The organism is Priestia megaterium (assembly GCF_023824195.1).
Lineage (GTDB): Bacteria > Bacillota > Bacilli > Bacillales > Bacillaceae_H > Priestia > Priestia megaterium_D.
In genome coordinates, this window is sequence record NZ_CP085442.1 from 3,240,517 (window position 1) to 3,264,359 (window position 23,843).

Annotated in this window: 28 protein-coding genes; 10 read left to right on the plus strand and 18 right to left on the minus strand. The window is 38.1% G+C overall.

The features are described from left to right. Nucleotides 1-259: 259 nt before the first annotated feature. The 4 genes from LIS78_RS16570 (at nt 260) to LIS78_RS16585 (ending at nt 2,910) form a co-directional block, all read left to right on the plus strand. Nucleotides 260-874, plus strand: coding sequence for an NAD(P)-dependent oxidoreductase (locus tag LIS78_RS16570; protein ID WP_209150111.1), 615 nt, complete (start codon nt 260-262; stop codon nt 872-874). A gap of 22 nt (nt 875-896) precedes the next feature. Next, nucleotides 897-1,145 carry a hypothetical protein gene (locus tag LIS78_RS16575; protein WP_028414460.1) on the plus strand — a complete coding sequence of 83 codons (249 nt, stop codon included), beginning with the start codon at nt 897-899 and terminating at the stop codon, nt 1,143-1,145. Between the two features lie 277 nt (nt 1,146-1,422). Then, a complete protein-coding gene (locus LIS78_RS16580; protein WP_195782653.1) occupies nt 1,423-2,502 on the plus strand; it encodes a PrsW family intramembrane metalloprotease in 1,080 nt (359 codons plus the stop codon). Between the two features lie 153 nt (nt 2,503-2,655). Then, entirely contained in the window at nt 2,656-2,910 is a 255-nt protein-coding gene (locus tag LIS78_RS16585) for a hypothetical protein (protein ID WP_252284015.1), read from the plus strand. Nucleotides 2,911-2,970: 60 nt separating this feature from the next. Here the strand turns inward: LIS78_RS16585 and LIS78_RS16590 are convergent, their stop codons facing one another. The 9 genes from LIS78_RS16590 to LIS78_RS16625 form a co-directional block, all read right to left on the minus strand. Further along, nucleotides 2,971-3,111, minus strand: a complete 141-nt coding sequence (locus tag LIS78_RS16590) for a hypothetical protein (RefSeq protein WP_221784174.1) — start codon at nt 3,109-3,111, stop codon at nt 2,971-2,973. A 262-nt stretch (nt 3,112-3,373) separates the two neighbouring features. Next, nucleotides 3,374-4,228, minus strand: coding sequence for a manganese catalase family protein (locus LIS78_RS16595; protein ID WP_013057886.1), 855 nt, complete (start codon nt 4,226-4,228; stop codon nt 3,374-3,376). 273 nt (nt 4,229-4,501) lie between these two features. Further along, entirely contained in the window at nt 4,502-5,344 is an 843-nt protein-coding gene (locus tag LIS78_RS16600; RefSeq protein ID WP_016764829.1) for a manganese catalase, read from the minus strand. Between the two features lie 348 nt (nt 5,345-5,692). Beyond that, nucleotides 5,693-5,815 carry a hypothetical protein gene (locus LIS78_RS31450; protein ID WP_268241093.1) on the minus strand — a complete coding sequence of 41 codons (123 nt, stop codon included), beginning with the start codon at nt 5,813-5,815 and terminating at the stop codon, nt 5,693-5,695. Between the two features lie 129 nt (nt 5,816-5,944). Next, nucleotides 5,945-6,901, minus strand: a complete 957-nt coding sequence (locus LIS78_RS16605) for a siderophore ABC transporter substrate-binding protein (protein WP_252284016.1) — start codon at nt 6,899-6,901, stop codon at nt 5,945-5,947. A 23-nt stretch (nt 6,902-6,924) separates the two neighbouring features. Then, complete coding sequence (locus LIS78_RS16610; RefSeq protein ID WP_013057889.1) at nt 6,925-7,683, minus strand: iron ABC transporter ATP-binding protein; 759 nt, start codon at nt 7,681-7,683, stop codon at nt 6,925-6,927. Beyond that, the gene (locus LIS78_RS16615; RefSeq protein ID WP_195782648.1) at nt 7,677-8,624 is read right to left on the minus strand and encodes an iron chelate uptake ABC transporter family permease subunit; all 948 of its coding nucleotides are present in this window, start codon (nt 8,622-8,624) and stop codon (nt 7,677-7,679) included. Before LIS78_RS16615 ends, LIS78_RS16610 begins: the two co-directional genes overlap by 7 nt. Then, nucleotides 8,617-9,567 carry an ABC transporter permease gene (locus LIS78_RS16620; RefSeq protein WP_116071119.1) on the minus strand — a complete coding sequence of 317 codons (951 nt, stop codon included), beginning with the start codon at nt 9,565-9,567 and terminating at the stop codon, nt 8,617-8,619. Before LIS78_RS16620 ends, LIS78_RS16615 begins: the two co-directional genes overlap by 8 nt. Before the next feature lie 606 nt (nt 9,568-10,173). After that, complete coding sequence (locus tag LIS78_RS16625; protein WP_195782647.1) at nt 10,174-10,980, minus strand: cell wall hydrolase; 807 nt, start codon at nt 10,978-10,980, stop codon at nt 10,174-10,176. Between the two features lie 362 nt (nt 10,981-11,342). Here LIS78_RS16625 and LIS78_RS16630 point away from each other — a divergent pair, with 362 nt between their 5' ends. Then, complete coding sequence (locus LIS78_RS16630) at nt 11,343-11,597, plus strand: hypothetical protein (RefSeq protein WP_013057893.1); 255 nt, start codon at nt 11,343-11,345, stop codon at nt 11,595-11,597. A gap of 81 nt (nt 11,598-11,678) precedes the next feature. Here the strand turns inward: LIS78_RS16630 and LIS78_RS16635 are convergent, their stop codons facing one another. The 4 genes from LIS78_RS16635 to LIS78_RS16650 form a co-directional block, all read right to left on the minus strand. Further along, on the minus strand, nt 11,679-11,843 hold the full coding sequence (locus LIS78_RS16635) for a hypothetical protein (RefSeq protein WP_164795753.1): 165 nt from the start codon (nt 11,841-11,843) through the stop codon (nt 11,679-11,681). Nucleotides 11,844-12,168: 325 nt separating this feature from the next. Beyond that, nucleotides 12,169-12,774, minus strand: a complete 606-nt coding sequence (locus tag LIS78_RS16640; protein WP_252284017.1) for an NAD(P)H-dependent oxidoreductase — start codon at nt 12,772-12,774, stop codon at nt 12,169-12,171. 246 nt (nt 12,775-13,020) lie between these two features. After that, a complete protein-coding gene (lepB, locus tag LIS78_RS16645) occupies nt 13,021-13,581 on the minus strand; it encodes a signal peptidase I (protein WP_028414470.1) in 561 nt (186 codons plus the stop codon). 86 nt (nt 13,582-13,667) lie between these two features. Then, nucleotides 13,668-14,021 carry a nuclear transport factor 2 family protein gene (locus LIS78_RS16650; RefSeq protein WP_195782645.1) on the minus strand — a complete coding sequence of 118 codons (354 nt, stop codon included), beginning with the start codon at nt 14,019-14,021 and terminating at the stop codon, nt 13,668-13,670. Nucleotides 14,022-14,439: 418 nt separating this feature from the next. On the opposite strand from LIS78_RS16650, the gene LIS78_RS16655 reads away from it, so the two are divergent. Further along, complete coding sequence (locus LIS78_RS16655) at nt 14,440-15,096, plus strand: DUF975 family protein (protein ID WP_195782644.1); 657 nt, start codon at nt 14,440-14,442, stop codon at nt 15,094-15,096. A gap of 114 nt (nt 15,097-15,210) precedes the next feature. Then, the gene (locus LIS78_RS16660; protein ID WP_209150119.1) at nt 15,211-15,624 is read left to right on the plus strand and encodes a DUF1259 domain-containing protein; all 414 of its coding nucleotides are present in this window, start codon (nt 15,211-15,213) and stop codon (nt 15,622-15,624) included. Between the two features lie 180 nt (nt 15,625-15,804). Here the strand turns inward: LIS78_RS16660 and LIS78_RS16665 are convergent, their stop codons facing one another. The 3 genes from LIS78_RS16665 to LIS78_RS16675 form a co-directional block, all read right to left on the minus strand. Next, complete coding sequence (locus LIS78_RS16665) at nt 15,805-17,703, minus strand: endonuclease MutS2 (protein ID WP_252284018.1); 1,899 nt, start codon at nt 17,701-17,703, stop codon at nt 15,805-15,807. A gap of 453 nt (nt 17,704-18,156) precedes the next feature. Continuing rightward, entirely contained in the window at nt 18,157-18,486 is a 330-nt protein-coding gene (locus tag LIS78_RS16670; RefSeq protein ID WP_252284019.1) for an AzlD domain-containing protein, read from the minus strand. After that, complete coding sequence (locus LIS78_RS16675; RefSeq protein WP_195782638.1) at nt 18,483-19,208, minus strand: AzlC family ABC transporter permease; 726 nt, start codon at nt 19,206-19,208, stop codon at nt 18,483-18,485. The genes LIS78_RS16670 and LIS78_RS16675 overlap by 4 nt, the downstream gene beginning before the upstream one ends. Before the next feature lie 95 nt (nt 19,209-19,303). On the opposite strand from LIS78_RS16675, the gene LIS78_RS16680 reads away from it, so the two are divergent. After that, on the plus strand, nt 19,304-19,855 hold the full coding sequence (locus LIS78_RS16680) for a helix-turn-helix domain-containing protein (RefSeq protein WP_195782637.1): 552 nt from the start codon (nt 19,304-19,306) through the stop codon (nt 19,853-19,855). A 36-nt stretch (nt 19,856-19,891) separates the two neighbouring features. On the opposite strand, the gene LIS78_RS16685 is transcribed toward LIS78_RS16680, so the two are convergent. After that, nucleotides 19,892-20,575, minus strand: coding sequence for a TerC family protein (locus LIS78_RS16685; protein ID WP_016764850.1), 684 nt, complete (start codon nt 20,573-20,575; stop codon nt 19,892-19,894). A 421-nt stretch (nt 20,576-20,996) separates the two neighbouring features. On the opposite strand from LIS78_RS16685, the gene LIS78_RS16690 reads away from it, so the two are divergent. Then, nucleotides 20,997-22,157 carry an Ig-like domain-containing protein gene (locus LIS78_RS16690; RefSeq protein WP_252284020.1) on the plus strand — a complete coding sequence of 387 codons (1,161 nt, stop codon included), beginning with the start codon at nt 20,997-20,999 and terminating at the stop codon, nt 22,155-22,157. Between the two features lie 59 nt (nt 22,158-22,216). Here the strand turns inward: LIS78_RS16690 and LIS78_RS16695 are convergent, their stop codons facing one another. Further along, nucleotides 22,217-23,200: a LacI family DNA-binding transcriptional regulator gene (locus LIS78_RS16695; protein WP_195782635.1), complete on the minus strand. Its 984-nt coding sequence runs from the start codon at nt 23,198-23,200 to the stop codon at nt 22,217-22,219. A gap of 160 nt (nt 23,201-23,360) precedes the next feature. Between LIS78_RS16695 and LIS78_RS16700 the strand changes: the two genes are divergently transcribed. Continuing rightward, nucleotides 23,361-23,840: an RrF2 family transcriptional regulator gene (locus tag LIS78_RS16700; RefSeq protein WP_043981394.1), complete on the plus strand. Its 480-nt coding sequence runs from the start codon at nt 23,361-23,363 to the stop codon at nt 23,838-23,840. Nucleotides 23,841-23,843: the final 3 nt, after the last annotated feature.

The following is a 23,843-nucleotide window of genomic DNA, read 5'->3' on the forward strand; positions in this document are numbered from 1 at the left end:
CGCCCCTTCTGTTCGTCCCTTATTCCTATAATACCCTTTCGCTTCTATAGCATTAAACACCTTTATAAACCGTTCGTACATTTCTTTGTTTTCTAGACAGTCTATGACATAAGTTTTAAAAAAGAACAGAGGATACCTCTTACTTTGATGAATCTCGTAAGCAGTTTTTATGTTTTGACAAGCTAAATCGAGAAAAATGTGTTATGGTAAAAGAAAATTTCGTTTTTACTACCTACATTGAAACGAAAGGGTTGATCGTATGAACATTTTTTTGATTGGCGCAAGCGGCAGGACCGGACAGGAAGTGATCAAGCAAGCGATTAAAAACGGACATTATGTAAAAGCTTTTGTGCGAAATCCATCTAAGCTTAAGATAGCGCATGCGAACGTACACATCATACAAGGCGACGTGCTTGATTATTATGAAGTATGTCAGGCCATGCGAGGGTGTGATGCAGTAATTTCTTGTCTTGGAACCGAAAATCTAGGGCATTCTACCCTTTTAGTAGAAACGACAAATCTGCTGATTCAATGCATGAACGAAAACGGGATTCAGCGTATCGCCTACACGGCTTCTGCCGGAATCGACGGAGAAATTCCAGGCATGACAGGATGGCTTGCTCAGCGGATTTTAAAAAATGTGCTTCGCGATCATCACGAAGCCGTGAAGCTCTTGAAGATAAGCGGACTCGACTGGACTGTTGCTCGACCAATGGGGTTAACGAGCGGTCCATTAACCACGTATTATCGTATAGGAGAAGCTAGCATACCAGAAAACGGACGCAACATCAGCCGTTCTGACGTCGCTCATTTTCTCCTTCAAGCCGTAGAAAACAACAGGCACATAAAAAAATCACTAAGTCTTTCGTATTAAGTGTTCTAAAGGAGTGTTGATAGTGAACCTATCAAAAATTTTTCTAAAAATAAGTCTTGTACTTTTAATGGCATGCGTCTTTATTGAAGGTAATTTTCAGGTGGCGCTTGGCATCTTTGCTGCTGTTTGCATGCTTGTCATTATTTTTGCTAAGCCTCTTTCAAAATCACTGCTGCCTGCTAATAAAAAAACAGGAAAAAAAGATCGCGAAACGTTAATGATGGTCATTGGTGTCATCGTTTTTATTTCAGGAAGCTTTTTTATTGCGTAGTAGCATTGTAAAGAAAACAGGCTTAAATCCACATTTCCAATCATATAAAGGGCTGTGCTGTAAGTCGAATGTTCGGCTTATGACGCAGCCTTTTTTTGGTTTAATGAGGTCTCTTTTAGCAATAGCTTCTGTCCTTTTATATACATACCATTCCATTATTTAAGCAAATTACCTAACAAACCCTCTTATGCTTTTTTCATCAGCTCACATAATATATGTAGAAGATGTCATAAGACAAGCGTCAAACGATTTGTATCTAGAAAAAGGAGGAAGATAAATGAAATGCCCCCATTGCGCTTATTCTAATCTAGAAGGGGTAAAATTCTGCTTAAATTGCGGCCATGAAATCGTGGACCACGACGAAAACTACAGCATATTCTACTTGTTTGCCCATCGTGTTGATAAAATTCCAAGAAATGAACGTTCGGTTGAACCTAAATTTCGAAATATATTCTCTCGAGTCTTCCGACAGCACAGTGAAATGGAAGCTGAACGGCTTTTTATTGTAGGAACAGGGCTTACGACTCCTAAAATAGAAGAAGTTGTAAATACATGGCCAAAGCCATGGCTTTTTGCAAGGGTCTTTCTTATTGCGCTTGTCGCATACTTAGGGCTATATCTAGGCGTAAGCTTGTTCGAAAACATCAACTTCATACCCGGTCTTATTGTAGTCGGTGCTTTTGCAGTGCCATTTACTACTCTCATTTTCTTTTGGGAAATGAACGCTCCGCAGAATATTGCTATTTACAAAATTGTTTATGTCGTTTTTATTGGCGGAATCCTCTCACTTTTATTAGCACTTGTGTTTTATGATATTCTTGGAAATAACACAAACGTGATCGTGATTGGAATATGTGAGGAACTGGCTAAAGTTATCGCGGTTATTTATTTTGTACGCAATCTTAAATATAGATATATCCTTAACGGACTTCTCTTGGGAGCTGCAATAGGAGCTGGTTTTGCTGCTTTTGAAACCGCTGGCTATGCTTTACGGGCACTTCTTTCCGGCAGCTTTCACATGCTTTATTCTACAATACTTTGGCGCAGTATTTTTGCTCCTGGAGGACATGTAGCTTGGGCTGCCTTGACAGGCGCTGCCGTCTGCATCGTACAAGGAAATAAGAAATTTCAGTGGAGCATGTTGATAAAACCAAAATTTCTCGGTGTATTTTTGCTTGTCGTTTCTATGCACGCTCTTTGGGACTCACCTATACTAGGTATTTTCCCCGCTGGACATACAATTTTAACGGTTATATTATGGATTTTAGTATTCAGTATGATTCGTATTGGGCTAAAAGAAATCGCAGATAAAAAGCTGGAGTTGACCTACTGCAAAGAAAATCCTACACCCTCATAGGAAATGTTCAGCTTGCGTTAAGCTGCTCGTTTTAACCTTTTATTACCTTTATGTTTCATTTTGAAAATTGTTGTTACAAATTGTAAAAAACAGCATTCAAACTACCTGTACATGGTATGATAACCTTAATAACATGAAAGGGTGACTTGGTGGATGAACCTAACTGAAATTAAGCACATGATAGCAAATTTAGTAAATTATAAGGATAGCGACATTACTCATACTCTTGCCAATAGGTTTACACTAAGTTATTCAAAACAATTAAACAGTTTTCAAATCTGTGATATTGAAAACGATATCATTTATCGTTATGAAGAACCAGAAACAACTGCGTTAGCTCTGTTTAATATGATCCATAATCTTCCTGAGGCCATTTATAGACATACTAATTCGTTTGAACAAGTTTAAAGCGGACAAAAAAGCTCATTTAGTAACTAACATGAGCTTTTTTGTAGGTGTCTATCTATTTTAGTTATTTATAACCTTCTTCAAAAGAAGAATATCCTTTTTAATTGCCCGTCTAATTTCTTCAACTTTACAGCGTTTGTATTCTTGTACTAAGCGATAGAGCTCTCTTTTAAATAAAAATTCATCTTGTTGACTACTCATAGCAGAATGCCCCTTATTAGCTTTCTATTACAAGCGATTAAAGAAAGTATTCCCTTTTCTTCTTGTAAAAAACAATTAAATTCGCAAATAGATGTAGAAAAAGCACTTTATCACGCGCTCACAGGAATGGCGAGATGTGCTTTGCGCTGGAAAAATGAAAGAATTTAGCTAAAATAAATAAAAAAAGCATTGACTACTAGCTCTCAGTCAATGTTTTTTTATTTATTTTAGCTTTGTTTAATTAAAGTCGATTCACATACTTTTATGCATTCATGTCTCCTAAACCTGGAGCATGCTCATTTGGCATTTCAGATAAATGAGGGACTGGAAAAGCTTCCGGTGGAGGTGTTACGCTCAAGTCTCCGCCATTTCTGCTTGGCGTCTGCCCTTGGAATATTTCTCCCATTCGATGCGGATCTAACCTAAAATCAAATTGCGTGTTATGATACCCCATCTCGACAAATTTTCTGCATTCAGGATATTTGTTAATATCATAATTTGGTACAGGGAATAGCTTGCCCCAGTCCACCCCTAATGTTTCAAGGGCTTTTGCAAACGCATTTTGATGAGCATTATCTCGAACAATTAAGAAACCTAGCGTTTCTCTTAGCGTCTGGTTAGAACTCATTTCGTATATTCTTGTTTTTTGTAAAACACCGGTTGATTCTAACACGACGTTATTGAGCAAATCAGCTACTAGATTTCCATGATTATAAACCCACGAGCCGTTCCATGGATTCCCGCCCGCATCCACTGGAAGTGAACTTTGAGCGCCCATAATATAGTGATGAGGATTAGCGTGTTTTACAGCTTCATCAAGAGGAGCCTGATCTGAACCTTGACTTCCTACCCCGGCTCCGCCAGATTCATCTAACAATGCATTAATGGTATTTTGAACGAGTTCTACGTGAGCTATTTCTTCTAAAAAAACACCTTTCATTAAATCGCGATACTGCGTTTCTTTTCCTCTAAAGTTAGAGCTTTGAAAAAAATACTGCATCATCGTTCGCATTTCACCAAACTGACCGCCTAATGCTTCTTGAAGTACTTTCGCGGCTGCTGGATCGGGCTTATCCGGTTTAATGCCGTTAATTAATCCTTCTTTATAATAGTACATATGAAACACTCCTTTTATTGACATTGCTTGTTTTTTGAACTAGCTTATGTAGATTTTTGTCCCCTGTATGATTTTTCACTTACAGTACCTGTTTCTTTTTTTCCTAACATATTCCGTGGTGCCATCTTTCTAACATATGCACATACCTACTGTTTCCATATGCGGCTTTTTTATTCTAGATATTAAAAGATAACTTAATTGAAACACGTAGATAACACCCTTTGTTATAAGCAAAAAAAGACCTCTCGAACATATCGAGGGTCTTTCTTTCTTTTATTTAGAGAAAACTTTTTTACGAGTTAAATCATGATGCAACGAAGTATCAGGAATTTCCGGATTGGGAACTTGTCCTTTTGCTACAGGATCTTTGATATATACATATTCACCGCTTCCGTCTGGGGCACTTCCAGTAGCCCACGGTCCCTCTTCTGATTCAGCGCCTTCTGAAAGGTTCCAAAACTCATAAGCTTCTGGCTGTGATTCTTTTTCAGCCTCAGGAGGGAAAGATGCAGGAACAACTACTCCATTTTTTTCTTCTAGTTCGTTTATCGCTTCCATCCACTGATACTGGTGATAGCGATCACGCGCTAGCATTTTTCGGAATGTCGCGCGTACACCTTCATCTTTTGTCATATGGTATAACCTAGCTACTTGAAGTCTGCCTTGGCTTTCTGCATGCAAGTTCGAACGCATGTCTGCTAATAAATTGCCGCTTGCTACGATATATGAACCGTTCCATGGAACTCCATTTGAATTAGTAGGCAAACCACCAAGCCCGCTCACTAATAAATGCTGAGGATTAATTCCTCCCATGATAGCTGCTGTTGCAGGATCTTTCGCAGCTTCTGCTTGATCTTCTGGAGAGGCTCCATCAAGTAATTGACTAATAAGTGAACAAAGCATCTCTACGTGTCCAATTTCTTCTGTACCTATATCCATCAGCATATCTTTATATTTTTCTTCTCCTCGACAGTTAAATCCTTGAAAGAGGTATTGCATCATCACCGTCATTTCACCGAATTGTCCACCTAGTACTTCTTGAATCTGGCGAGCAAGCATCGGATCGGGGCGATCTACTTTGACTTCAAATTGCAGTTCTTTTTGATGACGAAACATGTTAACTCCTCCTTTAATATAATAAATTCCTTTTAGAGATTTTTTCCTCTTTTTTCCGTTCCCTCTCCCTATTCAATTAATCACTAAACTTGTACCTTTTTTCGTCTAGAACGAAAATGGATAAAAACACCTATTAATAAACTTAATTTAATAAGTAGAAAGACACCTAAAGAGAAGGAAATACCTGCACTTTGCTCTTTAGTATTCGTTCAGTTTATAACGTTTTATAGTCACAACCACTGCCAGATAGAAAAATGTTCACTAAAAAATGAGATTGAGACATAACTAATCACTTCAATCTATAGACGAACCAATTGGATAAATGAACTAATATGGATTACGCCGCTGTTAATTTCCGTGCAAGACTTCGCTTTCCGCGGGCGGCCGGTGAGCCTCCTCGTCGCTTCCGCTCCTGCGGGGCTCACCTGTTCCGCTTTTTCCGCAGGAGTCTTCGCCTTTCCCTCCAATCAACAGCTAGAAGCAGCTACAGATATGAAACCTATTTTCTCTCCACAACAATAAAAAAATCCGAATGATTTGATTAATCATTCGGATCTACTTTCAATTAAAATACCTTTGTCCCAGTCTCTCTTTTCTCTATTACTTCTCTATCCCTGCTTTGATTTCTTTAATCATGCCTGCCATTGACTCAAGGCCTCCTCCAGATAAATACCAAAGGCCTGGATCAAGATATACAACGTGATTGTTTTTCACTGCATTGACTTCTTTTACGTACTCATTTTCAACAATTTGTTTAGCGGATGATTTTTCACCAATTGCGGCGCCGCGGTCAACTACGAATAAGTAGTCCGGGTTTTGCTTAACTAAATATTCGTATGCAATGCTTTGACCGTGCTTAGCCGATGGATCTAGGCTGTCGTCTGCTGCTTTGATACCGAATACGTCGTGGATTAATCCGTATTTAGAACCCGGACCAAACGCTGTCATTTTGCTATCATTTGCCATCATTACAAGTCCTTTTTTATCTAGTTTGTCCGCTTGTTTTTTCAAATCTGCAATTTGCTTATCAATCGCTGCTAGCTCTTTTTTCGCTTGATCTTCTTTATCAAAAATTTGTCCTAGTACTTTTGTATTTTCTTTAAATGACTTCATATAGTGCTGGTTGTCTGTATCGATATAGATCGTCGGCGCAATTTTTGAAAATTCATCAAATGAATCTGCTTGGCGGCCTTGAATAATAATTAAGTCTGGCTTTAATTCTGCAATTTTTTCAAAATCAGGTTCTTTTAATCCACCTACATTTGCGTACTTATCATCTTGATATTTTGATAAATACTCAGGGATCGCTTGTTTTGGTAAGCCCGCTACTTCAACCCCTAGTTTATCTAGCGTATCAAGTGCACCCATGCTGAATACTACAACTTTTTTAGGGTTTTTCTCAATTTTAATTCCGTCTTTATTGAACTGATCGGTTACTGTTACCGTCTCTTTTTGCTTACTTTCTCCACCTGTTGTTTCTTTTGCTCCTTGATTACCGCAAGCAGCTACAACAATCGCAGTTAAGACTGCTACAAACATTAATAACACTTTTTTCACTTTCGTCACCTCATGAATAAATTTTATGAAAAATACACGCAAATACGCTGTCCGCCAACCGTTTCGATTGGAATATCCATATCGTATATATCCTTTAATACAGACGTTTGAATGATGGTTTCTGTTGGGCCTTCACGAATCACTTCACCATTTTTAAGCGCCACGATGTAATCCGAATAGACGGACGCAAAATTAATATCGTGAATGACAATCACAATGGTTTTGCCTAAGTCTTCTACGAGACGTTTCAACAGCTTCATAATTTCAACAGAATGCTTCATATCTAAGTTATTGAGCGGTTCATCTAAGAAGATATACTCCGTGTCCTGTGCGATGACCATAGCGATAAAAGCTCGCTGACACTGTCCCCCGCTCAGTTCATCCAAGTATTTATCTTGAATACTTTCAAGCTTCATATAACTCAGCGCCTGATCGACCGCTTGTTCATCGCTTTTTGTTAACCGGCCTTTTGAATAAGGAAACCTTCCAAAATTTACAAGTTCACGTACGCTAAGCCTGATATTCAGCTGATTGGACTGTTTTAAAATGCTCATTTTTTTGGCTAAATCTGAGCTGTCAATATTCTCTATGTTTTTCCCTTCTATTGATATTGATCCTGAGTCGGCTTTAATGAGACGGCTCATAATTGAAAGCAGCGTACTTTTCCCCGCTCCGTTCGGGCCGATAAATGACGTGATTTTCCCTTTTGGAATCACGACGGATGTTTTTTCTAAAACGGTTTTTTCTCCGTATGTTTTACTGACATTTGTTACTTCTACCATGATTTATTCTCCTTTAGCAGCAAATAAATAAAGTAAATTCCGCCGGCAAAGTCAATGATGACGCTCAGCGTGGTGCTGAAGGTGAACACTTTTTCAACGATAAATTCTCCTCCGACGAGGGCTATAACACTAAGCAGCAGTGATCCCATCATTAAATAGGTGTGCTTGTATGTTTTGAACAGCTCTCTCGCAAGGTTCACAACAAGCAGTCCAAGAAAGGTAATCGGCCCAACTAACGCTGTAGCCACTGAGACAAAAATGGCGATTACAATCAGCATTTTTTTGACGAGCCTGTCATAATCAATACCTAAATTTACCGCATGTTCTCTTCCTAGCGACAATACATCAAAAATGGATGTAAAGCGCCACACGTAAATGCCAAGCAGGGTAAATATGACGGCTGCTATGTATAGCAAATCGGTATTAACATTGTTAAAGCTTGCAAATGATTTATCTTGTACAACTTGAAATTCATTCGGATCAATCAGCATTTCCATAAATGAAGACATGCTTTTAAATAACGTGCCGAACACAATTCCAACCAGTAAAATAAAGAAAATATTCTTACCGGCTTTTTTGAACATCAGTATGTAAAGCAAGACCGAAAAGATAATCATCAGCGAAACGCAAAGAAGAAAATTAAGATTTTTGTTCATGATGACAATATTCGTTGAGCCAAAGATGTACACAATAAACGTTTGCAGAAATAAATACAGTGAATCTAGTCCTAGAATACTAGGAGTTAGAATTCGATTATTGGTAATCGTTTGAAAGATAACGGATGAAAACGCAATGGCTCCTCCAGTTAAAACAATCGCGGCAACTTTTTCAATTCTTCGCGGCAGCGTGTACTGCCAATAGCCTAAATCATAGCCAATAAACAGTGCAGCCGATAAAATGGCCAGTGCGGCAAGAATGATGATTTTATATTTGTTATGCATAACGACCTCTCCTTATCAGCATAAAAAGAAAGATCGCACTTCCTATTACACCGACCATTAACCCAATGGAAATTTCATAAGGAAAAATAATGATTCTTCCTAAAATATCACACGCAAGTACGAACACAGCTCCAAGCAGCGCTGTATGAGGCAGACTTTTTCGTAAATGATCTCCACGGTAAATTGATACGATATTTGGAATAATCAATCCTAAAAAAGGAAGCATGCCAACGGTCAAAATCGTAATCGACGTAATAAGCGAAACAATGACTAATCCAATGTTTACGATTTGTTTATATTTCACGCCTAAATTGATTGAAAAGCTTTCTCCCATACCAGCAACCGTGAACTTATCTGCGTAAAGATAAGCAATTATTAAGAGGGGTATACTCAGGTATAAAAGTTCATATCTCCCTTTGACTACTAGCGAAAAGTCGCCTTGCAGCCATGAAGAAAGGTTTTGAATCAAATCGTATTTGTAGGCGATGAAGGTAGCTAAGGAACTTACGATACTACCGAGCATTAAACCGACTAGTGGAATATAAATCGTATCGTTAAATTTAATTCTGTCTAGTATTCTCATAAACAATAGATTGCCCGCAAGTGAGAAAATGAAAGCAATGCTCATTTTTAATAGAGGACTTGCTGAAGCAAATACTAGTAGAGAAATTAATACACCAAGTCTTGCCCAGTCCATCGTTCCTGCAGTCGTTGGAGATACAAACTTATTTCGCGTAATTTGCTGCATAATTAATCCGCAAATGCTAAGGCTCATTCCCGCCATAATAATGCTCAAAAGCCTTGGAAACCGACTGAAAAACAGCGTTTGGCTTTCTTCTTTTGTTAAATGAAACAGATCTACTGCTGACAAATCTTGTACTCCTATAAAAAGAGATGAAACTGCTAGTACAGCAAACACAAGAATTAACTGATAAAACTTCAACTTTCCTTGCTCCTTTCTTTCCGCTAGAAGTCTAGTTATCTCCTCCTCTATCATATGTAAATGATTATCATTATCAATTGACTTTCTTTATCATATCATTATTCTCTAAATAATCAATGGTTTTCTTAAAATTTAAGCAAAAAAATACCTTAACAGATGGATCTGTTAAGGCATTTTAAGGTTCAATTAGACTTAAAAATAGCTATTTCTCTCTTCATATAAAAGAGGATTGAGACATAACTACATCAATCCAATCTAAAGACGAACAATTGGCATACATGATCTGAACTTCTTGTTCTGCCGCTGTTGATTTCCGTGCAAGGCTTGGCTTTCCGCGGGCGGCCGATGAGTTTCCTCGTCGCTTACGCTCCTGCGAGGTCTCACCTATTCCGCTTTTTTCGCAGGAGTCTTCGCCTTACCCTCTAATCAACAGATAGAAGTAACTACGTACATGAAATCTACGTTTACCATAACAACAAAAAATCCGAACCATTAATGACTATTAATGGTTCGGATTTAACTTTAACCAAAATACTTTTGTGGCAGCCTCTTTGTATCAATATTACATATATATGAAATATATGTTTATATTTGAAAGAAATCTACTTATTTTGCAAATACATGGTTTCCGATAACTGCCGTTACTTGCTGCGTTGCAACCCATTGGCTTTCAGCGATTTTCGGATTATAGAAAAACAGCGCATCGTTTTCATGCGGGTTTGCTAACGCTTCGCTTACCGCTCGTTTTGATTCGTCTGATGCAGGCTGATTAATTGCGCCGTTGGCTACTGGTGAAAATTGATATACGCCGTTTCCTAGCTGCTGATAAATAACGTCGTGAATGTTATTTGGGAATTCCGGTGAAGCTACACGGTTTAATACCACAATTGCTACCGCTACTTTTCCTTGGTACGGCTCCCCTTTTGCTTCTGCCTCTACTAATCTTGCTAGTAAATCTTGGTCTTGTGCAGAAACCGATGTAGACGGAGCAGTTTGTGCCGGCGCCGGTGCTTCTCCTTGAAGTTTTAATGTTTGTCCGATGGTAATGATATCACTTTGTAAACCGTTAACAGCTTTTAACTGATCCACAGTCATGCCGTTTTGTGTTGCAATATGATATAACGTTTCGCCTTGTGCTACTGTATGTACAGATGTTGCCGGACTAGCGGCAGGTTGTGCTTGTCCCTGGTCAGGAATCGTTAATGTTTCTCCAACGTAAATCATGTCGTTTTGGCGGTTATTAGCACCTTTCAGCTCATCTACCGTAACCCCATTTTGTTGGCCAAGCCCCCACAAGGTATCTCCTTTTACGACTTTGTGCGAAGCTGCTGCTGATGCTGTTCCTTGACTTGCTAGAAATGCTACAGACGCTGCAGAAGCAACTGCCCATTTTTTTACACGTTTTTTACTCACAAAAACTACCTCCTAAAATTTGAACCTGTTATTACCTTAGCACATAGATTCGCCTTTTCATTAAAAAAAACAGTAACATTTGTTCTAATTGGATTAAGTTTCTTACAGTGCCATTCATTATGTTACAACTTTTACATGCCCCTTAAAGAATATGTAGAAATATGACAATTTCATTGCGAAACGAGCTTTTTATCTGTTTACTTACATTCCTCTTTCTGTAAAAAACTTGATTTTATTATGATTAATCGCAGCGATAAAAAGGAAAACAGCAGTCAAATAGAGAAATAGTGTAACTATTGAGGAATGATTCAACGCTTCTTTGTCAATTTACATTTGTTTATTAATAAAGGAGGTCTATTTGGATGTGTGCAAATAAAATGTATGTGACGTATAACACAGAGAAACCGGCTATTACAATTCAAGGAGCTTTTTATCATACGGGAGGAACGCAGGAAGAGTTTTTGCGGGAATTCAAGTACTGGCTTGAATCTCACGGCTGGTCATTTATGGGCGTAACAAATGAAACGACGATGACAACGGCGAACAAAGAGTTAAAAGAAACGATGGAACAGCATAAAATAGAAGGCAAAAAAGTTCAAAGACTAGAAGATTTATAACGATTGCTTCTATGACCCTTCACACATGTCCAAACGCCAATACGTAAAAAAGCCTTTAGATGAGCTAAAGGCTTTTTTACATTAACGAGAAAGTGCGACCACCTTCTGATTTTCTACTCTCTCTTCAGCAGGCTTTCTCATTTCTTTTTCCGTCCATACGCCAATGCGTTTTTGTCTTTTCCCAAGGGGCTGTTTTTCACATGCATAGCAAATTTCTGAAATATCATCAAAATGAGCTAACGACATCTTTATCCCTCCTTTTCTAAATATACACAGGCAAGTTAGTATGCTTCTTCCCTTATTTTCCAAAGCTAAACTGCTTCCTCTTATATTTAAACAATTTATAAACAAACGGAATAAATAATTTCTACTTCATTATCATTTAGATTGTTTTATTTAGATATAGACGGGTAAACAGAAACTATCCCACCTCACACCCTGAAGTTTGAAACTGTCACGTAAAAAAGCTGCTTTCTATACATTACATGTATAGAAAGCAGCTTTTTTATGTTTTTTTCTTTTACTAGCTGTAAAATCTAAGGATACTCTCAGAAAACGAACGGCTATACTTTTATTGATGCTCTCCTATTCCAAATACTTCTGCTACATGATTTTCTAATTTATGCTTGTAGTGATCAATGTTTGGATGTTTGACTACATCATGAATAGAGTATGTTGGAAGTGGGCTCATACCGACGTACTGATTCATTTTATGCAAATGCATAATGGCTTCGTCTAAACTTTTTCCTTCATAGAAAGCTTCGTCATTGTTAAAAATAGCTTCCGGCGCATTCCATGTAAGAGAAAACATGTATTTTTTTCCCGTTAATAAGCCGCCTCGCCCGTATTGATTTGAGCCTTTAAAGAAAATGTTATCCATATACACGCGATCAATATATTGCTTAAACTTTCCGGGAATGCTGAACCAGTAAATAGGCGTCTGCATAATCACAACATCAGCCCATAGCCACTTTTCAACTTCTTCTTCTACTTCGTAGTCTTTATCAACCACCGTTGTTTTAATGTCAAATTGATCAGCGAGTAAATGCTGCATTTCGTTAAAAATCGTCTGATTTAACTCTCCTTTTGACTTTTTATAATACTCGTGTCCATTAATGATTAATACGTTTTCATGCTGACCTGCTCCTTTCCAAAATCCTTGCTTCTTTATCCTCATATATCTGTATACCCATAAAAACTGCTTACCTATCAGCACCTACTCTTACTTTGAAGTAACATAGGTACCTAGAAGTCCCTTTTTAAACACCCTTATGATTTCCTAAACAAAGAAGAAAACAAGGTCTAATTTACTAATTCTTTAGAAGATGTTTAACTCGCATAAAGCAAATCGTTTTTTAAAATCAGTTCTTTTAACCCAATAAAAAAGACTGGCGAATTAAATTCCGCAAGCCTTTTTTCCTTTTTATTTCGGTTCGCCTACTTCATTTAACGGATAGTAGCGAAACTGCACTTTTCCGATAACTGATTTTTGTGAAATAAAGCCAAATGCTCGTCCATCATGACTTACAGGACGGTTGTCTCCCATGACAAACAGTGAATTTTTCGGCACCTTCACTTTGCCATCAGTTGCAGGCAGCGTTTGAAGCGTAAAATCTTCCGTGAATTTTTCATTAGGTGCAAGAGATTTTTTAGATTCTTTTAAATACGGCTCTTTATAAGCTTTGCCGTTAATATACAGAACGTCGTTTTTCATTTCTACCGTATCTCCTGGCAGTCCAATTACACGTTTAATATAATTTTCATCTGCATCCGGTGCATGAAATACAATCATATCAAAGCGATCAACATCACTGATTTTATTTAAAATGACGCGGTTTGAATCTTCAAACGTTGGATACATCGATTCACCGTGAACCGTAGTTGGCGCAAATAAAAAATGGCGCACTCCCACTACTATAACCAGTGCAATAACAATGGACTTAATCCATGAAAACACTTCTTTTTTTACATTATTTTTGCTCATCTCAAAACATCCCTTACGTCAAAATATACTTTCATCATAGCATCAAATAGAGGGAAAGTATAATAATAACCGAATAATCTTATTTATTAATCACCGTTTGTCACTGTGCCTTGATGGAAAAACAAACGCCACTTTTCTTCTCTTTTTCGCCAAATAGAACTGCGAAGCGTCTTTTTTTCTGCCGTATGGTTCATAAGATGATAGGTAGTTAATACGCAGTCAGAAGACAGTACGTCTACATGAAAATGAGAGATTTCAAATACATCTGGCGAAAGTACATGATTGTTATTGTAATCTTTTCGTTTCCATACCCTGCCTGAACTGCCAAACTCCACGTAATCATCTGCAAGAATGTTTGAAAGCTCTTTAGCAGAGGTTCGTACTTCTGATTTTAAGTGCATGCATTCTAATTCATAAAATATTTGGGTAGCGTTTTCCATTTTTTATTCATCTCCTCTTACGCCTATTATAAAGAAATAATGCGTTATTTTCACACAAACAAACCATACTCATATCCCGTATAGATATGAGTATGGTTTGTTTAGCTGACGCTATAGCGTCTATTCTTACCTGCAATCCAATCGCTAATGATTTTCACCACAAGTCCTATGACAAATACTGTGAGAAATGAATAAAACATTGTGCTTTACTTTTTTACATCCATATCCTCCTAAAACACTTTGTATCTATTTATCGTTTTCTATCCGTCTAGTAAAAATTTTTCGTAAGAGCTATCCTTTTCATCTCAGAACCTATTGACTATTATTTTCATTTCATACAAAATTAACAATTGTGCATGGTTTACATGTTAATACAAGCAAAAAGGTACATATTTTGCAACATTAAAGGAGGAACAACATGAATATTGGTACGATTAAAAGAGAAGCTAAAGCTTCTTTAAAAAATCGCTGGGGACTAGCGATTTTACTGACGGTGGTGACGTACGGAGTATATACGCTTCTACCTATTCCATTTGAAATTGTGGCAAGCGGCGGCTATGAAAATTGGATGAAAGATGAATCTGATTCGGCCTCATGGATTTCAACTGCCTTTGCTATTGTCTTCTCGCCTCTTCTCATGGCAAACTACTGGGCATTTTTAGGTTTGGCGCGAGGCGAATCTGTTCAAGTCGGGCATTTGTTTAAAACATTCCAAGATTTTGGTCTTTACGTTAAGTCGTTAGGGATTTATGTGCTAATGACTCTTTATGTGATGCTGTGGTCACTGCTTTTACTGATTCCTGGAATTATCAAAGCACTGGCATATTCACAAACGTATTTTATTTGTAAAGATAATCCCGCTTACTCGATGAATCAAGCGATTACAGAAAGCCGCAGGTTAATGAATGGTTATAAAGGACAGTACTTCCTGCTGCTGCTAAGCTTTCTTGGGTGGTTTTTATTAAGCATTATCACACTAGGAATCGGCTTTTTATGGTCTATTCCATACCTTTCTGCTTCACTTGCTCATTTTTATGAAAATCTGTTAAACGAACGCTCATCACATGCTGAATAATAAAAAAACCTCTTCGCGATGAAGAGGATTTTTTTCATAAGAACACTGCTTGCATAAGTGAAGCTCCTATGTCATAAAGCTTACTAAGAAACTAGAAGAAAGGCAGGAGCTTATATGTATACCACAAGTGAGATTTGTCAGCAGTTTGGCCAGATTTTAAATGCTAAAAGTAAAGTTAGTCCAACAGGATGCTCAGTGTCGCTTAAAAGGAGCTTTCAAGCTTCTGTTCAAGGGCGGAAAAGCAGCTCTGTTGTTCCTGTTGGTGTATCATTTGAGGCGATAGACGCACAGGGCAACGCGTTAAACTTAGCTGAGATTGCTATTTTACAAGAAGAAATCCCTCGTTTTACAGAAGCTGCTGCTCGGCAAGGTCTTATCGTAAGCGCTTTGCATAACCATTGGCTTTTTACAGAACCGGTCCTTATGTATCTTCATATTCAATCTGTAGAGCCTCCTTTACATTTTGCGAAAAAAATAGCTTTTTGTTTTTCAACGCTCAAAAGTCTTCCCGTTCCGACGAACGAATAATTTATTAAACGCATCTCTCGAGTACACTAGAGCGGTGAGAGATGTTTTTTTGTACCTAATTAATATAGCTAAAGGAAACCTCTTTACCTTTTAAGTAATTAACAAAAGGGCGCTATGTATTTTTGAGAAGCTACATAAAAACAAAAACCCAGCACTTTCCTATAGTGCCGGGTTTCTGCTTTACCTATTTTTCCGTATATCTTTTTCAATTTTCCGCAATGCTTTTTTTGATCCTCGCTGCAGATCATGCTGCTCTTTCCGATCTTTATAGCTAATAAATAACGAATCGAGGTCATAGCCTTCGGGATATAATTCAGCAGCTTTGATTTCAAGAGCTACTCGCTTAACGTTTACTTCAATTAACTCATTCTGATAGAGTACGACTATATTGTTTGTGTTGTCTTTAGACTTATACACAATCGCATGATTTTCATAATCTAACAGTTTTACTCGATCTCCCATTTGATATTCAACACTGTCTTTCTTCTTTTCCTTCAAAACAGTTGGTTTTTTTATTTTATTTTCTCTCACGACTTCTGTATCATACGATTTGCTTTCCATATAGAACTTTGCTTTTTGTAAAATCTCTTCTTCTACCTTCATCTTCTTTGAAATCCAAAGCGCATTGCTTTCTCCAGATGTTCCAATTAACAGTTGATACAGCGGTTCTAATGTTTTACTGTTGAACTGCATCGCGGCATTCATAAAGTCAGGATGAATTTCTGAGAAACGCTTAATTTCTCCGTAATGCGTGGTCGCGACCGTTATGCAGCCCATATGATAAAACTTTTCTAAAATCGCAATCGCAAGTGCAGCTCCTTCATTCGGTTCGGTGCCGCTGCCGATTTCATCGAATAGGAGCAGCGTATTGTTCGTTGCTTTTTGCAAAATAGCCGATATATTCTTCATGTGCGAGGAAAAGGTGCTCAGCGCATTTTCAATACTTTGGTTGTCGCCAATATCGACAAAAATGTGCTCAAACAATGCAATTTCTGTTCCTTCATCAGCTGTAATATGAAATCCTAACATTGTAGCGAGCGTCAGTAGTCCAATCGTTTTTAAGACAACAGTTTTTCCTCCTGCGTTAGGTCCCGTAATAATTAAGCTTCGATAATTCTCGCCAATTTCGAATTGAAGCGGGACAATTTCACCCGTTAACAGCGGGTGATATGCGCCTTTTAAATGGATATATCCATAATCATTAATTTTAGGTTCGATTCCATCTGCCTGTTTACTGTATTTTGCTTTGGCAAACACCATGTCGTATTGGCTAATTAGCTCTAAATTAATATGAATATCAGCTAGCTTCTCTAACACAAATCCTGTTAAAGACGCTAAAATTTGATATTCTTCTACCTCTTCTTCTGCTTTCAAAATCGCTAGCTCTGCATTCAGCTTTGTAATAGATGCAGGCTCTATGAACACTGTTGACCCTTTAGAAGATGTTTCAACAATTGTTCCTCCAACGTGATTTTTATAGGAGGCCTTGATCGGAATCGTATAGCGGTCTCCTTTTTTACTGATGAAGAAGTCTTGAATATACTCTTTGTTTTTACTGTTTCGTAAAAATTCCGCAAGCTGTTCTGAAATCTTAGCTTCCGTTCCTTCCATATGTCTTCTGATACGCTTAAGCTCTTTGCTTGCCGCAGCGTCTACTTTTCCGGCTTTGATGGCAAAATTAATTTCCTCTTCTATATTTGTCAGTTCTTTCATCGAATGGGCATAGGAACTTAAGAGCGAAGCAAAAAATTCTTTATCCACCATATATTGTTTTACTTTTCTGCAGCCTTTTAAAAAATCGGATACGCGCATTAGCTCTTCGGGCTCTAAAATCATGCCTTTTTCAAGCTTTTCGATGACTCTTCCTATACCTGAGACACCCGATAGCGGAAGTGATTTCTCAGCATCTAGAAGTCTTCGTGCTTCTGTTGTTTCTTTGAGTCGGTTTTTTACTGTTTTTAGAGATGTGCTCGGCTGAAGTTTATCCATTAATTGTTTTCCAAGCTCACTTACGCAGTGAGACTTTACGATTTCTTTTAATTCATGATACTGCAATTTTTCAAATGTCATCGTATTCATGGTTTTTCTCCTCACTATGATTTGTCATCACATATGAAGATACCTATTTATTAGAAGGCAATGAAAAAGGTAAACGAAAAAAAGCTGTGGTGATCCCACAGCTTTTTGCGTTCATAAGGTGTCTAGAGCACATATCACAAAAGAAAGCTCTGTAAAAACAGACGCCTCTCTCACGACAAATACTGAACCCTTTATAAAGCATTGTAGGTATCTTCATAGGCAGTGAAATAAATCCATAAGCAAATAAAGGGTACCTTCATTTTTCAAAAATACCCATCTTACTTATTCAATTCATTTCATTCAATTGTTCCTATTTAGATACTACTCCGCTCATAAAAGCACCTCATCTATATTTTTGTTTTCATTGGCTTCTAATTTACACTCTTATCATACTATATGAAAAAGCGTACGTAAAGGAGACAGTAAAAAAGCTCAAGAGCATAACTTGAGCTTTTATGACAAAAGAAAAAAACGAAGCAGCGCCATCATCCCAACTCCGCTAATAACGGTGATGGATAAGCTTTTTGTTTTCAGCGCAATCAGTAAGGTTGGAATGACTACGATAATGACAGGCCAATTAACCTTTACGCTGTCATTCGTTTGAATGATAAAGTTTTCTACAACAAGTGCGGTTAAAATACAAATGGGAATATAGGATAGCCATTTTAATACGGGTTCTGGCAGCGCGATGTTACGTACAACTAAAAACGGAACAATGCGAGGAACTACGGTAACAAGAGCACACCCTAAAATAATGATGAGTGTTGGGTAGTGGATACTCATTTATCCGTCACCACCCCAATTGTCGCTACAATAATCGTTGAAATCAATACAGCCACATGTGAAGGTACGAAAAAAGACAGCACAATCATAATAATCGCCATATAAAGAATCAAACGTAAGTAATGATTAAGCTTTGAAGGTAACACGCTTTCGATTTGTAAAACAAGCAGAGCTAAAAACATAGCGGTTAAGGCAAAATCAAACCCAAAAGCTTCCGGGTTAGATAGCAAATGGCCAAAAATAGCTCCTGCTGTACAGGCGATAATCCAGCTGACGTAAGCCGTTATATTTAATCCGTTCATCCAGCGGTCATTAATTGGCTCACCTTTTGCAATTTTACTTGAAGACACCCCAAATGATTCATCCGTTAGAAGCGCTCCAATTCCAACGTTTTTTAATAACGAATATTTTGTAAATTCAGGCGCGATCGTAGCGCTCAAAAGAAAGTGTCGTAAGTTCACAATGAATGTTGTGAGAATAATAGCTGAAATCGAGCTATTCGCAACCATCAGTGCACAAATAATAAACTGTGCTGCCCCGGCATACACGAGCGCTGATAATAAAGTAACCTCCATAACGGAAAGATGCGAGGACACTCCAACGATCCCGGCAGCAAGCCCTATGCTTATGTAGCCGAGTAGCGTAGGGATACAATCCTTAACCCCTTGTTTGAACGTTAAGTCCACTTTTTCTCTTTGCTGTACTGCTTTTTCTGCAATCACCGTACTCCCTCCTTTTCTGCTATATTATACATCTATACGTTATATTAAACAACGGTATGTTATACTATCTTTATAATAATTAAAGGAGTACAACAATGGACGCGATTCAAGATATTATTGCTAAAAATCTTGTTAAATTACGAAAAAATCGAAATTTGACGCTTGATCAAGTTTCCGAATTAACGGGTGTTAGTAAAGCAATGCTTGCACAAATTGAAAAAGGTAAATCCAGTCCGACGGTTACCACGCTTTGGAAAATCGCCAACGGTCTTCAAGTCTCTTTTTCCGTTTTCATGAAAGAAGACACCCCCGATGTACAGAAAGTAAGCATAAAACAGCTGGATCCTATCACCGACAACAAAGGTGATTATTTAGTGTATTCTTTCTTTCCTTATCACCCGGAAAAAAAGTTTGAAATTTACATCGTCACGTTAAAGCCTGGATGCGTGCACGAAGCGAAAACTCACTTAGGAGATGAATACTTACTTATTAAAGAAGGCGAATTAACGGTTCGTTTTGAAAATGAAGAACATGAATTAGCCTCAGGAGACGCTCTGCATTTTTCAGGAAATACCTCTCACAGCTATATCAATTCTTCTGGAGAAGAAGCAAGCTTTTTTTTGCTCATGCACTACCCCGAATCATAAAAAAAGAGCGTACGGATCATCCGTACGTTCTTTTTTTTAAGCTGCGTGGGCTTGTTCTTTTTTCATTTTTTTGTTTTTCATGTACCCAATGCCTACAACTGCAATGGTTAAGATAACTTGAACAGCGAGATGTAAAGCTGTACTTGGAACAAATCCGCCGATAATTTTATCTTCAACAATCATTTTTCCAGCGGACCATGCAAGCATCGCCGCTCCAGCGTAAATGATAATCGGAAATTTTTCCATTGCTTTCATAATAAAGCTGCTTCCCCAAATAATAATCGGAATTGAAATTAATACACCAATCATAATTGGGACAAATTCGTGAGCTACACCTGCTAGAGCTAATACGTTATCTAATGACATGACCGCATCTGCGATAATGATCGTTTTAACCGCACTCCATACCGTTGCTCCACCTTGAGGATTGTCGCCGTGATCGTGATTGTCCGCTAATAATTTATATGCAATCCATACTAGCATCAAACCGCCCACCGCTCCGATTAATGGAATTTTCAATAAAGGGACAATAATAGCCGCAAATAATAATCGAAGACCAATCGCGCCGCCTGTTCCAATTAAAATCGCTCTTTTTTGTAAATCTTTTGGTACGTTACGAGCCGCCATTGCAATAACAATTGCGTTATCCCCGCTTAAAATTAAATCAAGAAAAATAATTTGCAGCAAACCTTGCACTGATACGCCAATTAGTTCCTCCATAGTTACCTCCACCTTCTCTTTTTATGTAACGTTTCTCCTCTAAATGTCCGAGCCTTTTCCTCCTTTTTTATAATTGAATACAAAAAAGACCCTTACCAAATAAGCGGTAAAGGTCTTGCTAACAACATAATGTCGCCAACAAAGCCGAGAGATAATCTCTGTAATGACGACTTTGCTGTTAAAGCTACTCCCCTTTAGGAGATACGTTCAATTATTTGTTTGTATTTACACCACTTATACTATAGCATCTCCTACATTCTGTCAATCGTTTTTTATTCACTTTCAATTTAGTGAAATTACTGTCGCTTTTCTAGAAATGATGTCGAAAAATGAATATGAAAACCTGTAGTTGTATCCGCTTTCTTATAGTATGATAGATTCAGTTCTATAGTCTTATATTTTGAAGGAGGAAAATAAAAATATGAATAAAAAAGGTATAATATCCCTAGTTTCTGCTGGTTTATTAGCATCAACACTATCCGTTCAGTCTGTTCAAGCAGATACCAACAAAAATGAAAGTGTTTCAAAAAAACTAATAGACCAGCATATGGACAAGCCTCTTCAAAAAAAGAATCTGAATCAACGTGTACTTGATGATTTAAAAAACGATGCAACTCATTCTTTAGAAAAAGCTCCTTCCCTTTCTTCATCTCAGAATTCAAAACAAATGAACAGCTCCTCTTCAAACGATGATCCGCTGTTTGAAAAAGAGCCAAATAACGATTTTAACAAAGCTAATAGTTTGCCAAATGAAAAAACAATCATCGGTCAAATGCTTCCTATGTATGACTTTGATTTTTATAAAGTGAATGTCCCTGCTAAAGGCGCACTGCTTGTAGCTGGGACGACCAATTCTCCAGCAATTGACCTTGCCTTTACAGCAGCTGAAAAAGACTTTAAAGATAACAAGAATTTAATATACCAAGGCTCAGACTATAGCGATGGAGTCGAAGTTCAAGTCTATCAGGTAAATAAACCAGGAACATATTACATAGGCGCCACTGATTATGAGTTTGATGATCATTACGACGATAATACCGTGGATGATCTATATGCTCTGAGCACAGCATTCGTAGACAACGTCGCTCCAGATAAACCAGCCATAAACAGAGTCGGTAATAATGATAAAGTGGTTACGGGAAAAGCGGAGGCTTCTTCTACGGTAACAGTTAAGGCTGGCAGCAAAACGCTTGGATCTGCCAAAACGTCTTCTAAAGGCACATTTTCTGTTAATATAAGCGTTCAAAAAGCCGGAACGACTCTTACCGTAACGGCTAAAGACAGCGCCGGAAACGTAAGTCCAAGCGTTTCCACAAAAGTAGCCGATGTCGTAGCGCCTAGTAAGCCAACTGTCAATAAAGTCGATGATAATGATAAAGTGGTTACGGGAAAAGCGGAAGCCTCTTCTACTGTAACAGTCAAAGCGGGCAGTAAAACGCTCGGATCTGCCAAGGCTTCTTCTAAAGGAACGTACTCTGTAAAAATACCAGCGCAGAAAACAGGCACTACTCTTACCGTGACGGCCAAAGATGCTGCGGGGAATGTTAGCAGCGGAGCGACAACAAAAGTCGTTAAGCATTAATCAAAGAAGGAGGTGACTATGGTCACCTCCTTCTTTGATATAGTTAAAAAATCGTTTTTTTATGCAAAGCGATGGTCAACGCTTTCTCTTTCAATCAATTCATAGTTAGAAAGTGTAAGCTTTTCGACTTCTTCTCCGTTGACTAGCTTAATAATTCGCTGTGCCCCCATTTGTCCCGCTTCTTTATAGTAATATTTTACGGTTGTTAAGCTGGGATGAATCACACCTGTAATTTCATAGCCTCCAAAGCCGGTAATGGATACATCTTCAGGAACGCGTAGTCCGTTTAAATAAGCTGCCTTTAACGTACCAAGCGCAATGTTATCGGTCGCACATACAATAATGGACGGATTAAATTCTTTCATCACAGCCGTAGCGGCCCCGATTGCATCGCTCATGTTAAAGCTTGTTTGATAACAGCGGATCTCGCAATCTCTGTCTTTAAGACCTTGCTTTACGCCTTCTTTTCGCTTTACACCTACAGCTATGTCTTTTTCGGTTACGCCTAAAAAAGCGATCTTTTTATGCCCTTTTTCTCCTATGTACCTTCCAATGTCGCATGCAGCCTCGTAGTCTTGGTGAATTAAACTGTGGACTTCTTCATGCTGCTGTCCAATTAGCAAAACGGGAATTGAAATTGTGCGGAACGCTTCCAAATGAGCTTTTGTGATTTGAACGGCAAGAAGAATAATACCTGCTACCTTCTGCTTAGCCAGCGTATAGATATTTTCGATTTCTCTTTCTAAATCTTGATTAGAATTGGAAATAATCATTTGATAGTGGTGGTCTCTAAGTTCTTGGTCAATACCATCTAATGTGCGGGAAGTCGCAAAAGAACCCATGCGCGGAACAATTACACCAATGATGTTTGTTTTTTTTGCTTTTAAGCTTTGAGCAAAAGCATTTGGACTATAGTTTGTTTCTTTAATAATCTCTTCGATTTTTCGTTTCGTCGCATCGCTCACAGACCCTCCGTTAAGGTAGCGGGATACAGTGCTTTTTGCCACTCCTGCAAGCCGAGCGATATCTGCAATAGTTGTCATTCTCTCATCTCCGTATTTTGTTGCTGTTTCTTTCACAGTATACACGAATATCACGTGCATATTAAGTAACTGCTTTACTTTTTGCTTCATAAGCGGTATGATAACCCAAACGCGGATAATCATTATCCGCATTGTACACATAAAGCAGGAGATGATGTTTTTGCATATGAAAACAGGCGTTGAGCAATCGGTGTATGCCATTTTGCTGCTTACGTTTTTACCTGAAAAAGCTGTGTTGCCAGGAGATGTCATCAGCACTCAGCTTGGGGGTTCGCCTACGTATTTTCAAAAGCTTCTTCGCAAGCTGGTTAGCGCTGATTTACTTGCTTCCGTTCCTGGTAGCAAAGGTGGATTTCGCTTAAAGAAAACGCCGGAAGAAATTCGTATTTATGACGTATACGTAGCCATTGAAGGTAAGCAGTCTCTTTACTCATCAAGCGGTATTTTTCACGATATGCTTAACTTAAAAGACAAAGATATTTGCTTATTATCCGATTTAATGGAAGAAGCCGAATCTTCGTGGCAGTCTATCTTAAAACGGCAAACCATTGCTACGCTCACAAATGAAATTAACAAAAAATGTCCGAAAGAAAACCTGGACATGCTAAAAGCAACAGTAGAAGAAAAAATGGTGCTGTAGCAC

What these genes read in the sequence shown, in the direction of transcription:
- LIS78_RS16570 (WP_209150111.1), top strand. Translation starts at nt 260, where the DNA reads ATGAACATTTTTTTGATTGGCGCAAGCGGCAGGACCGGACAGGAAGTG.
- LIS78_RS16580 (WP_195782653.1), top strand. Translation starts at nt 1,423, where the DNA reads ATGAAATGCCCCCATTGCGCTTATTCTAATCTAGAAGGGGTAAAATTC.
- LIS78_RS16585 (WP_252284015.1), top strand. Translation starts at nt 2,656, where the DNA reads ATGAACCTAACTGAAATTAAGCACATGATAGCAAATTTAGTAAATTAT.
- LIS78_RS16590 (WP_221784174.1), bottom strand. Translation starts at nt 3,111, where the DNA reads ATGAGTAGTCAACAAGATGAATTTTTATTTAAAAGAGAGCTCTATCGC.
- LIS78_RS16595 (WP_013057886.1), bottom strand. Translation starts at nt 4,228, where the DNA reads ATGTACTATTATAAAGAAGGATTAATTAACGGCATTAAACCGGATAAG.
- LIS78_RS16600 (WP_016764829.1), bottom strand. Translation starts at nt 5,344, where the DNA reads ATGTTTCGTCATCAAAAAGAACTGCAATTTGAAGTCAAAGTAGATCGC.
- LIS78_RS16610 (WP_013057889.1), bottom strand. Translation starts at nt 7,683, where the DNA reads ATGGTAGAAGTAACAAATGTCAGTAAAACATACGGAGAAAAAACCGTT.
- LIS78_RS16615 (WP_195782648.1), bottom strand. Translation starts at nt 8,624, where the DNA reads ATGCATAACAAATATAAAATCATCATTCTTGCCGCACTGGCCATTTTA.
- LIS78_RS16630 (WP_013057893.1), top strand. Translation starts at nt 11,343, where the DNA reads ATGTGTGCAAATAAAATGTATGTGACGTATAACACAGAGAAACCGGCT.
- LIS78_RS16635 (WP_164795753.1), bottom strand. Translation starts at nt 11,843, where the DNA reads ATGTCGTTAGCTCATTTTGATGATATTTCAGAAATTTGCTATGCATGT.
- LIS78_RS16640 (WP_252284017.1), bottom strand. Translation starts at nt 12,774, where the DNA reads ATGAGGATAAAGAAGCAAGGATTTTGGAAAGGAGCAGGTCAGCATGAA.
- lepB (WP_028414470.1), bottom strand. Translation starts at nt 13,581, where the DNA reads ATGAGCAAAAATAATGTAAAAAAAGAAGTGTTTTCATGGATTAAGTCC.
- LIS78_RS16650 (WP_195782645.1), bottom strand. Translation starts at nt 14,021, where the DNA reads ATGGAAAACGCTACCCAAATATTTTATGAATTAGAATGCATGCACTTA.
- LIS78_RS16655 (WP_195782644.1), top strand. Translation starts at nt 14,440, where the DNA reads ATGAATATTGGTACGATTAAAAGAGAAGCTAAAGCTTCTTTAAAAAAT.
- LIS78_RS16660 (WP_209150119.1), top strand. Translation starts at nt 15,211, where the DNA reads ATGTATACCACAAGTGAGATTTGTCAGCAGTTTGGCCAGATTTTAAAT.
- LIS78_RS16665 (WP_252284018.1), bottom strand. Translation starts at nt 17,703, where the DNA reads ATGAATACGATGACATTTGAAAAATTGCAGTATCATGAATTAAAAGAA.
- LIS78_RS16670 (WP_252284019.1), bottom strand. Translation starts at nt 18,486, where the DNA reads ATGAGTATCCACTACCCAACACTCATCATTATTTTAGGGTGTGCTCTT.
- LIS78_RS16680 (WP_195782637.1), top strand. Translation starts at nt 19,304, where the DNA reads ATGGACGCGATTCAAGATATTATTGCTAAAAATCTTGTTAAATTACGA.
- LIS78_RS16685 (WP_016764850.1), bottom strand. Translation starts at nt 20,575, where the DNA reads ATGGAGGAACTAATTGGCGTATCAGTGCAAGGTTTGCTGCAAATTATT.
- LIS78_RS16690 (WP_252284020.1), top strand. Translation starts at nt 20,997, where the DNA reads ATGAATAAAAAAGGTATAATATCCCTAGTTTCTGCTGGTTTATTAGCA.
- LIS78_RS16695 (WP_195782635.1), bottom strand. Translation starts at nt 23,200, where the DNA reads ATGACAACTATTGCAGATATCGCTCGGCTTGCAGGAGTGGCAAAAAGC.